General features: G+C 30.4%; 18 protein-coding genes, 3 riboswitches and 1 other annotated feature. Of the genes, 14 read left to right on the top strand and 4 right to left on the bottom strand.

Annotated elements, in window-relative coordinates; genetic code table 11:
- Positions 1-46: 46 nt before the first annotated feature.
- Positions 47-196 carry a hypothetical protein gene (locus B3086_RS03135; protein ID WP_167402733.1) on the bottom strand — a complete coding sequence of 50 codons (150 nt, stop codon included), beginning with the start codon at positions 194-196 and terminating at the stop codon, positions 47-49.
- 145 nt (positions 197-341) lie between these two features.
- A riboswitch (TPP riboswitch) is annotated at positions 342-440 on the top strand.
- 215 nt (positions 441-655) lie between these two features.
- On the opposite strand from B3086_RS03135, the gene thiS reads away from it, so the two are divergent.
- From thiS to B3086_RS03165, 6 genes are all read left to right on the top strand, one after another.
- Positions 656-850, top strand: a complete 195-nt coding sequence (gene thiS / locus B3086_RS03140; RefSeq protein ID WP_035133818.1) for a sulfur carrier protein ThiS — start codon at positions 656-658, stop codon at positions 848-850.
- Between the two features lie 73 nt (positions 851-923).
- Positions 924-1,730, top strand: coding sequence for a sulfur carrier protein ThiS adenylyltransferase ThiF (thiF, locus tag B3086_RS03145; protein WP_346879682.1), 807 nt, complete (start codon positions 924-926; stop codon positions 1,728-1,730).
- Position 1,731: 1 nt separating this feature from the next.
- Positions 1,732-2,502: a thiazole synthase gene (locus tag B3086_RS03150; protein WP_346876582.1), complete on the top strand. Its 771-nt coding sequence runs from the start codon at positions 1,732-1,734 to the stop codon at positions 2,500-2,502.
- Between the two features lie 39 nt (positions 2,503-2,541).
- Positions 2,542-3,645, top strand: coding sequence for a 2-iminoacetate synthase ThiH (gene thiH / locus B3086_RS03155; RefSeq protein WP_346879637.1), 1,104 nt, complete (start codon positions 2,542-2,544; stop codon positions 3,643-3,645).
- Complete coding sequence (locus B3086_RS03160) at positions 3,630-4,220, top strand: thiamine phosphate synthase (RefSeq protein WP_346876580.1); 591 nt, start codon at positions 3,630-3,632, stop codon at positions 4,218-4,220. Before thiH ends, B3086_RS03160 begins: the two co-directional genes overlap by 16 nt.
- Positions 4,221-4,379: 159 nt before the next feature.
- Positions 4,380-5,213: a deoxyribonuclease IV gene (locus B3086_RS03165; RefSeq protein WP_346876579.1), complete on the top strand. Its 834-nt coding sequence runs from the start codon at positions 4,380-4,382 to the stop codon at positions 5,211-5,213.
- A gap of 3 nt (positions 5,214-5,216) precedes the next feature.
- Here the strand turns inward: B3086_RS03165 and B3086_RS03170 are convergent, their stop codons facing one another.
- The 3 genes from B3086_RS03170 to B3086_RS03180 form a co-directional block, all read right to left on the bottom strand.
- Positions 5,217-5,999: a 3'-5' exonuclease gene (locus tag B3086_RS03170; protein ID WP_346879635.1), complete on the bottom strand. Its 783-nt coding sequence runs from the start codon at positions 5,997-5,999 to the stop codon at positions 5,217-5,219.
- A gap of 211 nt (positions 6,000-6,210) precedes the next feature.
- Positions 6,211-6,420 (bottom strand): cold-shock protein, encoded by a 210-nt coding sequence (locus B3086_RS03175; protein ID WP_035133808.1) that lies wholly within the window; start codon positions 6,418-6,420, stop codon positions 6,211-6,213.
- Between the two features lie 127 nt (positions 6,421-6,547).
- Positions 6,548-8,062, bottom strand: coding sequence for a bifunctional UDP-sugar hydrolase/5'-nucleotidase (locus B3086_RS03180; RefSeq protein WP_346879634.1), 1,515 nt, complete (start codon positions 8,060-8,062; stop codon positions 6,548-6,550).
- Positions 8,063-8,273: 211 nt separating this feature from the next.
- Positions 8,274-8,473 (top strand) — a binding site (T-box leader).
- 78 nt (positions 8,474-8,551) lie between these two features.
- On the opposite strand from B3086_RS03180, the gene serS reads away from it, so the two are divergent.
- From serS to thiD, 8 genes are all read left to right on the top strand, one after another.
- The gene (gene serS / locus B3086_RS03185) at positions 8,552-9,826 is read left to right on the top strand and encodes a serine--tRNA ligase (protein WP_346847540.1); all 1,275 of its coding nucleotides are present in this window, start codon (positions 8,552-8,554) and stop codon (positions 9,824-9,826) included.
- 194 nt (positions 9,827-10,020) lie between these two features.
- Entirely contained in the window at positions 10,021-10,251 is a 231-nt protein-coding gene (locus B3086_RS03190) for a hypothetical protein (RefSeq protein WP_035133802.1), read from the top strand.
- A gap of 191 nt (positions 10,252-10,442) precedes the next feature.
- A riboswitch (FMN riboswitch) is annotated at positions 10,443-10,558 on the top strand.
- A gap of 335 nt (positions 10,559-10,893) precedes the next feature.
- Positions 10,894-12,003 carry a bifunctional diaminohydroxyphosphoribosylaminopyrimidine deaminase/5-amino-6-(5-phosphoribosylamino)uracil reductase RibD gene (ribD, locus tag B3086_RS03195; protein WP_346879633.1) on the top strand — a complete coding sequence of 370 codons (1,110 nt, stop codon included), beginning with the start codon at positions 10,894-10,896 and terminating at the stop codon, positions 12,001-12,003.
- The gene (locus B3086_RS03200) at positions 11,988-12,644 is read left to right on the top strand and encodes a riboflavin synthase (RefSeq protein ID WP_346879681.1); all 657 of its coding nucleotides are present in this window, start codon (positions 11,988-11,990) and stop codon (positions 12,642-12,644) included. The genes ribD and B3086_RS03200 overlap by 16 nt, the downstream gene beginning before the upstream one ends.
- Before the next feature lie 27 nt (positions 12,645-12,671).
- The gene (locus B3086_RS03205) at positions 12,672-13,874 is read left to right on the top strand and encodes a bifunctional 3,4-dihydroxy-2-butanone-4-phosphate synthase/GTP cyclohydrolase II (RefSeq protein WP_346847538.1); all 1,203 of its coding nucleotides are present in this window, start codon (positions 12,672-12,674) and stop codon (positions 13,872-13,874) included.
- A gap of 54 nt (positions 13,875-13,928) precedes the next feature.
- On the top strand, positions 13,929-14,390 hold the full coding sequence (gene ribE / locus B3086_RS03210; RefSeq protein WP_035133799.1) for a 6,7-dimethyl-8-ribityllumazine synthase: 462 nt from the start codon (positions 13,929-13,931) through the stop codon (positions 14,388-14,390).
- A 261-nt stretch (positions 14,391-14,651) separates the two neighbouring features.
- Positions 14,652-14,760, top strand: a riboswitch (TPP riboswitch).
- A gap of 72 nt (positions 14,761-14,832) precedes the next feature.
- A complete protein-coding gene (thiE, locus tag B3086_RS03215) occupies positions 14,833-15,474 on the top strand; it encodes a thiamine phosphate synthase (protein WP_346847537.1) in 642 nt (213 codons plus the stop codon).
- An 82-nt stretch (positions 15,475-15,556) separates the two neighbouring features.
- On the top strand, positions 15,557-16,336 hold the full coding sequence (thiD, locus tag B3086_RS03220; protein ID WP_346847536.1) for a bifunctional hydroxymethylpyrimidine kinase/phosphomethylpyrimidine kinase: 780 nt from the start codon (positions 15,557-15,559) through the stop codon (positions 16,334-16,336).
- The last annotated feature ends 102 nt before the right edge of the window (positions 16,337-16,438 follow it).

Here is a 16,438-nt window from a genome sequence, read left to right on the forward strand (position 1 = left end):
TTAACACACAAAATAGAGGATTACTTTACAGGGTATTTTGTATTAACTAAAAATGACTACTTACTTCTTCTCTTTCAATTCTTTTTACATCTTTTAATCTTAAATGAGTTACGTCCATAATTTTATCATAGGATTCTCCATCTATAAGCATTTGTTTAGCTTTTTCACGTAGCTCAGGGTTATCTTCTAATTTCATAAATTTAACCTCCTTCAACATTTCGTTCAACCTTATTTTGTGATTATTATAAAAAACTATTCATATATATAGGAGCGCAATTAGGTATTTATTGAATGGTATAGTTGAATTTGTAAATCCGCAATGTTATAATAAATATAATTTAATAGATAGCTAGGGGTGCCAATTTGGCTGAGAAGGAAAGTCCTAACTCTAAGAACCTGATATGGTTAGTACCATCGGAGGGAAGCAAATAATAAGTCTTATTTTTATATAAAATAAAAGTCTTGCTTATGCAAAATTAGTATTTTTATAAAAGCTTAAGTAAAGATATAATTTTAATTATTAATATCTAAACTTAAATAAGAAGATATTGTTATATGAGTTATTGAGATTCTCAACACCTAGCATTTGTTAGGTGTTTTTTATTTGTAAAAATAAGTTAGTTAATGTACATAGGTATTGAAAGAAGGTGAAAATATGAAGGTTAATGGAAAAAGTGTAGATATGAATGGAATAACTACTATAAGCAGTTTGCTAAGTAAGTTAGATGTTAATGAAGAAAAGGTAGTAGTGGAATTAAATAAAGAAATAGTACCAAGAGAAAATTATTGGGAAATATATTTAAAAGAGGAGGATATTATAGAAGTTATATCTTTTGTAGGGGGAGGCTAAAGAGAAATTATAAATATATTTCAAAAGACTTTTACAGAAAGATATAGAGTGGTGGATTTGTTTGAAAGAGAAAATTAAAATTAAAGTTAATGAAAACATAGAAGAAGTTAATAAGGGTGAAACTTGTCTTCGTTTAAAAGATAGGCTTAAGCCTAGTTGTGATGTGGTGATACTAAATGGATTTCCTTTAGTTAAAGATAAGATATTAAAGGAAGGTGACAACATTATTTTTATAAAGAGAGGACAAGTTCCAAGTAAAAGTGAACTTAGAGGTGTTATGATGGCAAGGCATACACCAGGGGTACATGAAAAAGTATCAAAGGCAAGAGTAGCCATTGCGGGTGTAGGGGGCCTTGGGTCCAATATTGCTATATCCTTAGCTCGGTTAGGAGTGGGATTTATAAGAATAATAGATTTTGATGTGGTAGAACCATCAAATTTAAATAGACAGCAATACTTAATAAGAGATATAGGAGAATATAAGGTTATTGCTTTAAAAAAACAACTCTTAGACATAAATCCATTTATAGAGATAAATGAAAAAATCGAAAAAATAGAAAAGGGGAATATAAAAGAATTATTTGAAGATGTAGATATTGTGTTAGAAGCTTTTGATAGTGCAAATTATAAAGCAATGTTGTGTAATGAGATATTAACTAAAGTTAAGGAATCAGTCCTTATAGCATCATCAGGTATGGCAGGTTTTTATTCTTCTAATGATATACAAACTAAAAAGATAAACAATAGGTTTTATATTTGTGGAGATGGAGTAAATGAAGCTAAAGAAGGATCTGGACTCATGGCACCAAGGGTAGCAATATGTGCAAATCATATGGCAAATATGGCACTTAGAATTATGTTGAAAGAAGGGGAAAGTTAAAATGGAAGATATGTTAAAAATAGGTGGAGTAGAATTAAAAAATAGATTATTTGTAGGTACAGGTAAGTATCCGTCTAATAAACTTATAAAGGAAGTCTTGAGTGAAAGTAATTCACAGGTTATTACCTTGGCCTTAAGAAGGATAGATTTAGATAATAAGGAAGAAGATATTTTATCTAATATACCTAAGAATGTTATTTTATTGCCTAATACATCAGGGGCAACTAATGCAGAAGAGGCAGTTAGGATTGCAAGAATTGCCAAAGCTATGGGATGTGGTAACTGGATAAAAATTGAGGTTATATCGGATTCAAAGTATCTGCTTCCGGATAATGAAGAAACTATAAAAGCTACAGAAATATTAGCTAAAGAAGGATTTACAGTACTCCCATATATGTGTCCAGATTTATATGCAGGGAGAAGATTAATAGAAGCGGGAGCATCGGCGGTTATGCCTTTAGGAGCACCGATAGGAAGTAATAGAGGTATAAGAACTAAGGAACTTATTGAAATAATGATAGATGAACTAGATATTCCAATTATAGTTGATGCTGGAATAGGAAAGCCATCACAAGCAATGGAAGCTATGGAAATGGGAGCAGCGGCATGTCTTGTTAATACAGCTATAGCTTCTTCAAAAAATCCAGCTAATATGGCAAGAGCCTTTAGTATGGCGGTAGAAGGTGGACGACTTGCTTATTTATCAAAATTTGGGACTGTTTCTAAAAGTGGAAATGCATCCTCACCACTCACAGGATTTTTAGGAGAGTAAAAAACTTTACACTAACGGAAAATTTGAGGAGATGAAAAAATGAGTTTTTATAGTACCATAGAAAAATTTAAGGATTTTGACTTTAATAGATATTGGAGTAGGGTAAAAGCAGAAGATGTAGAGAGAAGTATTAATGAAAAAAATCCAAATTATGAGGACTTGCTTAATTTATTATCACCAGTAGGAGAAAAAGTATTAGAAGATATGGCAGTAAAGGCAAGGGAATTATCGTTAAGACACTTTGGAAGAACTATTTTATTATATACTCCAATTTATATTTCAAATTATTGTGTTAATAAATGCTCTTATTGTGGATATAATCTTGAAAATTCTATAAGTAGAAAAAAGCTAACTTTGGAGGAAATAAAATCAGAATCAGAAGCAGTTGCTAAACAAGGATTTAAGCACATTATTCTATTAACAGGAGAAAGTCAAATTCATTCCCCAACTAGGTATATAGTAGATGCTATAAAAGTAATGAAAGAATACTTTCCATCTATAACCTTAGAGGTACAGCCTTTAAGTGAAGAGGATTATAAAAAAACTGTAGAAGTAGGAGCAGAAGGTCTTACTGTATACCAAGAAACCTATGATGAAGAAATTTATGATAGAGTTCATTTATCAGGACCTAAAAAGAATTATAAATTTAGATTAGATGCTCCAGAAAGAGGAGCAAGAGCTGGAATGAGAAGTATAAGTATAGGAGCTCTTCTTGGACTAGGTGATTTTAGAAGAGATGCCTTTTTCACAGCTCTTCATGGAGAGTATATTAGAAAGAAATATCCACATGTAGAAGTGACTTATTCACCTCCAAGAATCAGACCTTGTGAGGGAGGATTAAAGGAGTTAAACCCAGTGGAAGATAAAAAAATGGTACAAGTTATGTTAGCTTATAAAATCTTTGCACAGCAAAGTGGAATAAATGTTTCTACACGAGAAGATCATGAAATGAGAAAAAACCTTATACCTTTAGGAATCACCAAGATGAGTGCAGGTGTGTCTACAGAGGTTGGAGGTCATGCATTAAAAACTAAAGGTACATCACAATTTTCCATAAATGATGAAGGTTCAGTAGAAGAAATAAAAGAAATGATAATAGAAGCAGGGTTTCAACCAATATTTAAGGATTGGGAAAGAATTTGATTTACCTAATAACAAATAGGCATTTAGTTAGTGAAGAAAAATATTTTAAAACCCTGCAAGAAGCTTCACTGGCTGGTGTGGATAGAATAATATTAAGAGAAAAAGATTTAGATGATGAAGAATTAGAAAGGCTTTATTATAAAATAAAGGAGCTAGTAATTGGAAGTACTGAGATAATAATAAATTCTAATATGAAAATTTATGAAAAAGTAAAGGAAAGAACTGTTCATCTATCTTTTAAAGATTTTATGAATTTAGATAATAAAAAGAAATTTAATGTAGGAGTTTCTGTACATTCTTTAGAAGAAGGTATAAGGGCAGATAAAAAGGGGTGTAGCTATATACTAGCATCTCATATATTTTCTACCAAGTGTAAAGACGGATTAAAACCTAAGGGCGTTGAATTTATTCAAGAATTAAAGAAAGTAGTTACTTGTCCTATCATAGCTTTAGGTGGAATTTCAACAGAAAATGCTTCCAAGGTTATAGAAGCAGGAGCTGATGGAGTAGCATTAATGTCTACATTTTTTTATTGTGAAGACGTATATGATCTAGTTAGAACCTTAAAATACTAATAGTTATTTCTAAATAATAAAAATTATCCATTGCAAATATATCTTCTATTATAGTATCATTGTATTAAAGTTAGATTATTGAAATTTAAATTACAAGGGATATAGAAATAGAATATAAAATTAGAAGTTTTGCAATAATAGAAGATGGAGGTAATGAAAATGTTAAATATAGGATGTCACTTATCTACAACCAAGGGTTTTGAAAATATGGGAAAGGAAGCACTTTCAATAGGAGCTAATACCTTTCAATTTTTTACTAGAAATCCTAGGGGTGGAAAGGCAAAGGCTATAGATGAAAAAGATGTTGCTGCCCTTTTAAGAATAATGGAAGAAAATAAATTTAGTACTATATTGGCTCATGCACCTTACACATTGAATGCTTGTTCAGCAGATGAAAACACTAGAAAATTTGCATTAGAAATGATGACAGATGATTTATTAAGAATGGAGTACTTACCTAATAATTTATATAATTTTCACCCAGGTAGTCATGTTAAACAAGGCGTAGAAGTTGGAATTAATTATATTGTAGATATGCTTAATGCAGTTATTAAGCCGCAGCAGACTACTACTGTGTTATTAGAAACCATGGCAGGTAAGGGGACAGAAGTAGGAAGAAATTTTGAAGAAATAGCTGAAATTATTAATAGAGTAGAGCTAAAGGATCATATGGGAGTGTGTCTTGATACCTGTCACGTATATGATGCAGGATATGATATAGTTAATAATTTAGATGGAGTTTTAGAAGAGTTTGATAGAATAATTGGATTAGAAAAATTAAAGGCAATTCATTTAAATGATAGCAAAAATCCTTTTGAAAGTCATAAGGACAGACATGAAAAAATTGGTGAAGGTTCTTTAGGAATTGAAGCCATTACTAATATTATTAATCATCCTAAATTATGCAACTTACCATTTTTCCTTGAAACCCCAAATGACCTTGAGGGGTATGGCAAGGAAATAGAAATATTAAGAAGAAAGGCTCTTAGCTAGCAGCTAAGAGTCTTCTTTTCTTATAATTACAAATTGTTTTGTTCTACCCATGTTATAAGCAAGGCTTATCATAGACTTTTCTTCTTTAGTTAGACTTCTCTTGTACATTTTTTTAAATTGATCAAATACTCCATTCATATCAACTTTTTCTTTAACAGAAGAGGTACTTCTAGAAGGGTTAGTATATAATAAAGGCTTTATATTTTTATTGAAAATCATCTTTAATACTTCTGCTGTATAATAAGCATCATTACTCGCGTCATGAAAATCACCATGAAGGGGTATATCCAAAAGCTCAATTGCATTTTTAAGCCCAATTTTTATACCTTTTTTACTATTAAAATATTTTGATGCATGGCTTTGCACGTCGATATATTTAAGTGGAAGAGAGGTAGTAGATATATTATGAAATTTTATATTTCGTAAAAGTTCTTTTATATCTACTATCCCCCATACACAGAGAACTGCTTCTTCTTCACCAATAAATTTAGTAAATTTATCGTAAATATTAGGAAAGGTTTCTGAAGAATTTATATCATTATTACTTATTTTAGTAAGGTTTTCCACATAAGGATGTAGAGTTGTGTGAATAGTTGGCTTAATTAAAAAATTAAATGTGGATATCTTTTCGAAATTTTCATTCAATTTTAAAGCTCCTATCTGAATAATTTCAAAGGGGAGACTTAAATTATTGCTCTTTTCTACACATTGATTTTTTTCTAAACAATGTTCTTTTTTATCTTCATATTTTTGATTAAATTCTAAGTCAAATATTATATAGTTCATTATATCACCACTTTTAACATATAAAATCAATTATCTTAGTATTGGTTATGTATTGATTAATTATTAAAAAACATAGTGTAACCAATACCGTACAACTATCTATAATAACAGAATTTGTAGCAATTATATAGCTTTTATTATCTAAAAAGCATAAAAATAGGCTACCTTAAGGTTAAATAATTTAACCCTAAGATAACCTTTTAAATTCAAGTTATAGCTTTTGAACATTCACAGCCATGGGCCCTTTAGCTCCATCAGTAATATCAAAAGTTACACTTTCACCTTCATGTAAATCTTTATTAGTTCCTTTTTCTTTTATTTGAGAATGATGTACAAATACATCATTGCCCTCATTACAAGAAATAAATCCATAACCCTTTCCTTCATCATACCATTTAACAATACCAGTTATACTAGACAATATTTATTCCTCCTTAAACAGTAAATTAACTTATAGTGTAGTATTTGAAAAAATTATGATTTTTAAACATAATAATAATTAATCTTAATAAAAAGAGATGAATAAATTTATTGTTAAGAAATGTAAGCTATTTAATAACAGTTAGATATTGATTTTTATCCACTACAACTTTCTTATGAGCTCTAAAATAATCAATGATAATGTCGGGCATTTCATTTAAGACTTCACCTACTACTCTACAATTTCTATAGAAATCATAACCACCTGCACCTGTTGCTCTATAGTTGTTCATGGCAAGGGTAAGGGTATCATTATCAAAAATGTCTTTACCCTTAAATTTCATTGAAACAACACGATTTCCTACTTCTTTGTTTATATCAAAGATATAACTCAAATTTGAGAAATAGTCATAGTTATAATGTTCTACCTTAGGTTTTAAGAAGCGGGTAGATACTTGTAATTCACCATCAATATTATCAAAGTAACTAGAGCATTTTTCAAGGGCAAGCTTTAAAGTTTTCCCATCTATTTCAATGATAGTTAGGGTATTAGGAAACATATATGTAGAGGTTATATCTCTTACTGTTACATTTTTATTAAAACCTTTTATTGAATTAGCAAATGATGTAACTGAAATATCAGCACCACTTGCATCCAACTGTACTTGATTTATGAAATTAGCTAAATAAGAGCCATTAGTAGCCATGTTTATGTGAGTACTAGGTTGAAGTTCTATATCTAAAAATCCTACAGGTGTATCCAACCACTTTTGAACTTGTTTTTCTAAATTTAAGAATTTATAATACATAGCATTATTAGGATTAAGCTCTACTTTTTTTAATGAAGAACTTATATTTTTACTTAAATCATCATGAAACTCTAAGTTTATTTCTAAAAATTTTGTCCCGTTGGGAGGGGTTTGAGCTATGTAGGTATTATGTAGATATTGTCCTGGAATTTCCATGTGTTGATGTCCAGTTAAAAGAATATGAAAATCAAATTCTTGACACAATTTATATGCTATGTTTTCATTAGTGTTGCTTAGTTTTTCATGGGATTCTAAATCATTTTCAAATCCACCATGATAAACTCCTATTACTAAATCACATTGTTTTTTAAGTTCTACATAATATTTTTTTACTGACTTAAAGGTATCTGTGATAGTGAAATTTTTTATATTTAAAGGCCTTTCCCATCTGTTTATAAAATCAGTGGTAAATCCCATTATGCCTACTTTTAACCCATTTTCCATGGTTTTAATATCATAAGGCAAAATACATATTTCTTTTGTTATATTATCTACATTAGTGCATAGGCATTTTCCATTTAAATTGCTAAGATATTTTTTCAAATAGTCATAGCCATAATTGAAATCATGATTTCCAAGAGTTACATAATCGTATTGACCTTCATTCATTACAGTTGCAAGTGGATGTATATCAAATTCATTATTACTTAGATAATTAGTTAAAGGAGAACCTTGAATTGTATCTCCACCATCTATGATTAGGGTATTTCCATCTTTTTCAAACTGATTAATTATATTTAATATACCCATATTCTTTTCAGTATCATCTCTATAATTTGTAGGATATATGTATCCGTGAATATCAGACGTAAAGTATATTTTTAATTTTTTCATTTTGTCACCTCATTATATTAAAAAACTGTATTTTATAAATTTTCATCAATATTACTATAACATATATATTATTCACATATAAAATCATCTTCGTAGATAAAATATCTAGTAAAAGTAAAATTTAAAGGTAATTTTATTAAGTTATATTATATAGAAATATTTACATTGAAAGAATAAGGTGCTAGAATAATGTTTAATATATATTAAATATCATATAGCAATGATGAAGCTACGACTATTTAAATATTTTAGAGAGCTGATGATAGGTGAAAATCAGTATATTATATAGTCTTTCCACTTCGGAGCTACTGATGAAGAATCAGAGGGGAGTGCTCCTTAAAGCACAGTAAAGAGGTCACTAATGTGACAACTGGAGTGGTACCGCGGGATATAATAGCTCTCGTCTCTATATTTATAGAGGCGGGAGTTTTTAATTTACAGCAAAATAAAAAGATTTAATATTAAAAAATTCATTTAGGAGGAATAAAAATGATAGATATTTATTTAATTAGAAAAAATCCTGAGAAAGTTAAGGCTGCACTTTTAAAGAGAATGGATAGTGTAGATTTTTCAGAGCTTTTACAGTGGGATGAAGAAAGAAGAAAAATATTAATACAGGTAGAAGAGCTTAAAAGCAACAAAAATAAGGTTTCTAAAGAGATTCCTATTCTTAAGAAAAGGGGAGAAAATGTAGAAGATTTATATGAAGAAATGAAAGTAGTTAGCAAAGAGATAAAGGAATATGATGAGAAACTTCAAGAGATGGAAGAAAAGATAAATACATTTATGGAAAGCCTTCCGAATATACCCGATGAGGATGTAGTAGCAGGTGGAAAAGAAAATAACAAGGTAGTTAGAGAATTTGGAGAAAAGCCTAATTTCAATTTCCAAATTAAAGATCATGTAGAACTTGCTAAAGTTCATGAGCTTATTGATTATGAAAGAGGAGTTAAGCTTGGAGGTAATGGATTTTGGATATATAAAGGTGTAGGAGCTATGTTAGAATGGGCTTTACTTAATTATTTTATAGAAGAGCATATAAAAGACGGATATGAATTTATCCTGCCTCCACATATATTAAACTATCAATGTGGTCTTTCAGCAGGTCAGTTTCCTAAATTTGTTGATGAAGTATTTACAGTAGGGGACAAAAAAGATAAAGAAAGTATGCAATTTATGCTTCCTACAGCAGAGACTGCTTTAATAAATCTTTATAGAGGAGAAATTTTAAAAGAAGAAGAATTACCTAAGAAATTGTTTGCTTATACTCCTTGTTATCGTGTTGAAGCTGGAAGCTATAGAAAATCTGAAAGAGGTATGATAAGAGGACATCAGTTTAATAAAATAGAAATGTTCCAATATACAAAACCTGAGGATTCAGATGAAGCTTTAGAGGAATTAATCAAAAAAGCTGAAGCTCTGGTAAAAGGCTTAGGACTACATTATAGACTAGTAAAGCTGGCAGCTAAAGATTGTAGTGCATCTATGGCGAAGACCTATGATATAGAAGTATGGATACCGAGTATGAATGAATATAAAGAGATAAGTTCAGCTTCTAATGCAAGAGATTATCAGGCAAGAAGGGGGATGATAAGATTTAGAAGAGAAGATGGTAATAAGGTAGAATATCTAAATACCTTAAATGCATCAGGGTTAGCTACAAGCAGATTATTACCTGCAATACTAGAACAATATCAACAGGAGGACGGAAGTGTTATAGTACCAGAAGTATTGAGAAAGTGGATAGGTAAAGAAAAAATATAGAAATATTTACAATATATATAATAAGTAAAATATGATTATTAAATTTTTAAGGATATAGAGCCTTATAAAGATAAGGTTGTAATCATTAAAAGTGCTAAAACTATAATTAAAGAAATATAAGATAAGAACTTTTAAGCAACTATTGAATATTATGTAATTATAATGAATTATTTCGATGGTGGGAGGAAAGTTTAATGAATCCTTATGAGCTAATAACTAAGATTAAGGGAAAAATGAAGGACCCTAATTTTGCAGCTAGATTTAATAATGCAGCCAATGTAGTAAATAATATACCAGGACTACAACAAGAGATAATTAGGATAGCCCAGATTAATGATCCAAAGGCTCAAGATGCAGCAATAGAAAAATTACCTAGAGAAGCTAAGCAAGCTGTTCAAGAAATATTAAGTTTATTGAATATGTAATAGTTTAAATTAAATAAGAAAATATTTAATGAAATAAACCAGGGATATTACAATATCTCTGGTTTATTTTCCGAAAAATATTATTGGATAAATAACACTAAATATCGTTTATAAAATTTTAATTAAAAAGATTTGTAAGAATATATTGAAATTATTTATGTAAGATGATATTATGAGTTTGACAAGTTAATAACAATTTTCGGGGCAGGGTGAAATTCCCTACCGGCGGTATAGCCCGCGAGCCATTTTGGCATGACTTGGTGAGATTCCAAGGCCGACAGTAAAGTCTGGATGTGAGAAAATTATTTGTAAGTATAGTAATTACTATAGTTATTTTATCCGATGACTACCAGCTCTAATATTTCTATCTTCTCTAAAGAGGGAGTTAAGAGCTATTACGTCCATGGATAACGGTTTCTAAAGCTTCAGAGAAGCTAAGAACTCTGTTTATATAACTATAATTGTTAGTTTATGTGCTCTGAAATATATATATATTTCAGAGATTTTTTATTTTACGATTAATATTAAATTTTTAATATTAATTATAAAACAAACTAAATTTTACTAGAAATATGAATAAAAATTTAGCCCCAGGGTATTATACTTGGGGCTTTTATTTTATTTAAATAAGGATGTGATTTTATGGATGAAAATTATATGAGACTGGCGTTGACATTAGCAGAGAAGGGGCGGGGAAGGGTTAATCCTAATCCAATGGTAGGTGCTGTAATTGTTAAAAATGGAACTATTATTGGTGAAGGATATCATCAGGTCTATGGACATAACCATGCGGAGGTTAATGCGTTTAAAGATGCTAAAGAAGATACTTTGGGAGCAACTCTTTATGTGACCTTAGAGCCCTGTTCTCATCATGGGAAAACACCACCTTGTGTAGATAAAATCATAGAGAAAAAAATAAAGAGAGTAGTAATTGGAGCTTTAGATCCAAACCCATTAGTGGCGGGGAGAGGAGTTGAAAAGCTTAGAGACTCTGGAATAATTGTAGATATAGGTGTTTTAGAAAAGGAATGTATTGCTTTAAATGAAATATTTATGAAGTATATTTCTACAAAGAAACCCTTTGTAATCATGAAAACTGCCATGTCACTAGATGGTAAGATAGCTACTCAATGTGGGGAATCAAAGTGGATAACTGGAGAAGCTTCAAGAAAAAATGTGCATAATTTGAGAAATGACCTTATGGGAATAATGGTTGGAGCTAATACGGTTATTAAGGATAATCCAGAGTTGACTTGTAGGGTACTAGGAGGGAAAAACCCTATAAGAATAATATTAGATAGCTCTCTTAGAATTCCTTTAAATTCTAAAGTTATAGAGGATAAGAAGGCAAGAACTATTATAGTAACTACGGAAAAAGCTTCAAAGGAAAAAATATCTATTTACACTGAGAAGGGTGTAGAGATGGTGGTCATTCCTTCTAAAGAGGAAAAAGTCAATTTGGAAATATTAATGGAGACTTTAGGAGAAATGAACATTGATAGTATTCTTCTTGAAGGAGGGGGAACCTTAAACTTCGAAGCCCTAAAAGCTGGAATAGTAGATAAAATTCAAATTTACATTGCACCAAAATTTATTGGAGGAGAAAGGTCTAAAACTCCAGTAGAGGGAAGGGGAATAAAAGTTCTAGAAGAAGCCTATGGAGTAGAGAGTATAAGGGTAGGTACTATAGGAGAAGATATTTTAATAGAAGGATACATGAAGGAGAGATGGAAGCCTTGTTTACAGGAATAGTTGAAGAGGTAGGAGAAATTAGAGGAATAAAAAAGGGAGAAAAATCTTCCATACTTTCAATTAAAGCTAATAAAGTTATTGAGGATGTAAAGTTAGGACATAGTATTTGTACCAATGGAGTATGCTTAACAGTAACAAATATATATGGAAATATATTTGATGCTGATGTTATGGCTGAAACTTTAAGAAGAAGTAATTTAGGGGAATTAAAGGTTGGAAGTAAAGTAAATTTAGAAAGAGCCTTAAGTGCTAAAGGAAGATTTGGAGGACATATAGTAAGTGGACATATAGATGGCGTTGGGAAAATTGTTTCCCTGGAAAAGGAAGATAATGCAATATGGGTTACCATAGAGGCTAAGGAAAACATTTTACAGTATATAGTTGAAAAAGGTTCTATTGCCATTGATGGAATAAGTCTTACTGTGGCCTATGTAGATGATAAGGTATTTAAAGTATCTGTAATTCCACATACTGGAAAAGAAACTATATTATTGTCTAAAACCAGTGAAGATACTGTAAATCTTGAATGTGATGTTATAGGTAAATATGTAGAAAAACTTTTAACATTTCAAAGTGGTAAAAAAGTAGAAAAAAAAGATTCCATTAATGAAGACTTTCTTAAAGAAAATGGATTCTTATAAGATTAAATAAAATAGGGAGGATTAAACATGTCAGAATTTTACACGATTGAAGAAGCAATTAAGGATATTAAAGAAGGGAAGATGGTTATAGTTATTGATGATCCCGATAGAGAAAATGAGGGAGATTTATTAATGGCTGCTGAAAAGGTTACTCCAGAAGCTATAAATTTTATGGCTAAATTTGGGAGAGGTCTTATATGTATGCCATTGGAGGGAGAAAGACTTAGAGATTTAAAAATTGAGCCCATGGTTGAAAAAAATACAGATAATCATGAAACTGCATTTACAGTATCCGTAGATCATATTAGTACAACTACAGGAATATCTGCCTACGAGAGAGCTTTAACTATTCAGAAGATTTTAGATGAAGATAGCATAGGAAAAGACTTTAGAAGACCAGGGCATATTTTTCCTCTACAAGCTAGAGATGGAGGTGTATTAAAAAGAGTAGGACATACTGAGGCAGCAGTGGATTTAGCCAAAATGGCAGGTTTAAAGCCAGCAGGAGTAATTTGTGAAATTATGAGTGAAGATGGAACTATGGCTAGAACTGAGGAACTTTTAGAGTTAGGTAAACTACATAATATTAAAGTAATAACTATAGCAGATTTAGTAAGATATAGAAGAAAGACAGAAATACTAGTAGAAATGGCAGCAGCAATAGATATGCCTACAAAATACGGGAATTTTAAAATGTATGGTTTTATTAATAAATTGAATGGTGAACATCATGTGGCATTAGTTAAAGGAGAAATTGATGAGAATAAACCAATTCTAACAAGACTTCATTCTGAATGCTTAACAGGAGACGTTCTTGGATCTAATAGATGTGATTGTGGAGAGCAATTGGCAGAAGCTTTAAGGAGAATTGAAGAAGAAGGCTGCGGGATACTTTTATATATGCGACAAGAGGGAAGAGGCATAGGACTTATAAATAAATTAAAGGCCTACGATTTACAAGACCATGGATATGATACAGTAGAGGCAAATATTAAACTTGGATTTCCAGCAGACCTTAGAGATTATGGAATAGGAGCTCAAATTCTTAGAGAGTTAGGAGCTAAAAAACTTAGACTTATGACTAATAATCCCAAGAAAATTAAAGGATTAGATGGATATGATATTGAGGTGGTAGAGAGAGTGCCAATCCAAATCAATTACAATAAAGATAATGAATTTTATTTAAAAACTAAACAAAATAAAATGGACCACATACTTAGTTACCAGTAATACTCTAAATCTATGGTTTAGTATAAATTATAATATAATCTAGGAGGAATAATGATGAAAATATTTGAAGGAAATTTAGTTGCGCAAGGATTAAGAGTTGGGATAGTAGTAGGAAGATTTAATGAGTTTATTGTATCTAAACTTTTAGGTGGAGCAATTGATGGACTTAAAAGACATGGAGTAGAAGAAGATAATATTGAAGTGGCATGGGTGCCAGGAGCTTTTGAATTACCACTGGTAGCAAAAAAAATGGCTCAAAATGAAAATTATGATGCAATTATATGCCTTGGAGCAGTTATTAAGGGCTCTACACCACATTTCGATTACGTTTGTGCTGAGGCTTCAAAAGGAATAGCATCAGTATCTCTTAGTACAGAGAAACCAGTTATTTTTGGAGTTTTAACAACGGACACTATAGAGCAGGCTATAGAAAGAGCCGGAACTAAAGCAGGTAATAAGGGCTACGATGCAGCAGTAACAGCTATAGAAATGGCAAATTTATTAAAAAGTTTCTAATTAAAAGTTTGATTATGAAAATATAATAAAATTATTTAATTTAATAGTCAGTATATGATAAAATTACCTATAAAGATATATAAATGCTATATATTTTTATAGGGAAATAGTTATAGATATAACTATTTTAATATTTAACTATTTAAATAGTTGCTTTATTCATGCGGAGTTTAGATGATTTCTCATTTAAAGGGTGTAATTAAATTACACAGAAAACAGAGAAAATTGACAAAAGATGTAATCAATGCTATGCTTTAAGAAATTAAATATTTAGGGAGCTTGTATAACAGGCTGAGAGGAAGCAAAAGGTAGCTTCGACCTATAACCTGATTTGGATAATGCCAACGTAGGGAATTACATTAAAAATATTAATGGGACATACTATTTGGTATGTCCCATATTTTTTTGGATTCTACAAAATTCTGTTAAGGAAGTGTATGAAATGAGTATAAGTAAAAGTCAAATGAAGTTATATGTAGTAACGGATAGAAGTTGGTTAGATGGAAAATTGTTTACTGAAGAAATCGAAAAAACTTTACAAGGAGGAGCTACATTAATTCAGCTAAGAGAAAAAAATTTATTCTATGATGAATTTCTAAAGGAAGGAAAAGAGATAAAGAAGATTACAGATAAATATAATATTCCTTTAATTATTAATGATAATGTGGAAATAGCTATGAATATTGATGCATCTGGGGTTCATATAGGTCAAAGTGATATGGATGCAGCAGAAGTGAAAAAGCGGATAGGGAAAGATAAAATTTTAGGAGTTACAGCAAAAACTGTGGAACAAGCTATTAAAGCAGAAAAAGATGGGGCAAGTTATATTGGAGTTGGAGCAGCTTTTTCAACTTCAACTAAATTAGATACTAGAGTAATAACCTTTGAAACAATTAAAAATATATGTAAATCTGTAACTATACCAGTGGTGGCTATTGGAGGTATAGATGAGAATAATATTATGAACCTAAAAGGCTTAGGAATACATGGAGTTGCTTTAGTATCTTCAATATTTTCTAAAGAAGATGTGCTATTAGCAACAAAACAAATGTTAGAGTTAACTGAATGTATGTTAACTCAATAGAATAGACATGGGAAATAGGTGTGCATTTTAGATGGAAAATACTTTATAGAATATATACATTGATAGAGGGGATTGATTTATAATGAAAAAGATACTTACAATAGCAGGATCAGATTGCAGTGGAGGAGCTGGAATACAAGCAGATATAAAAACTATCGTAGCCCATAAAATGTATGCAATGAGTGCTATAACAGCCTTAACAGCACAAAATACCACTGGAGTTTATGATGTTTTAAATGTAACAAGAGAGTTTTTAAATAAAGAAATCCATTGCATTATGAAAGATATTTTCCCCGATGCCATTAAGATAGGAATGGTATCCTCTAAGGATATTATTCAAGAGATTGTTGAAAGATTATTAGAATATAAGGCTAAAAATATTGTAGTTGATCCAGTTATGATATCTACCAGTGGAAGTAGACTTCTTTCAGAGGATGCCATGGAAGCTTTGATTACAAAACTTTTACCTATAGCTGATGTGATTACTCCTAATATTCCTGAAGCAGAATGTATTTGTGGATTTAAGATTTTAAGTAAAAAAAATATGATAGAAGCAGCTGAAAAAATTTCAAAGGAATATAAAGGGAAAATTCTTATTAAAGGAGGTCACTTAGAAAATAGTGCTGATGATTTATTATATAAAGATGGGAAAATTACTTGGTATCATGAAGAAAAAATAGATAATTCCAATACCCATGGAACAGGTTGCACCTTATCATCTTCCATAGCTTGTAATTTAGCAGCAGGTTACGGCATAGATGAAAGCATTTTAAGGGCAAAAAAATATATAACCGGTGCTTTAAGGGATAATTTAAATATTGGAAAAGGGAATGGACCTCTAAATCACTGTTGGAATTTGTAATAATAGTAATTATATACTTATTAAGTTGTTTCAGTTAATTTACAATAAATATAAAATTTTAATATATGAATAATATGTAAAGGTAGAGACTGTTTTAAAAAA

Origin of the sequence: Clostridium sp. UBA871, from assembly GCF_002295255.1 — a bacterium.
Classification (GTDB): Bacteria; Bacillota; Clostridia; order Clostridiales; family Clostridiaceae; genus Clostridium_J; species Clostridium_J sulfidigenes.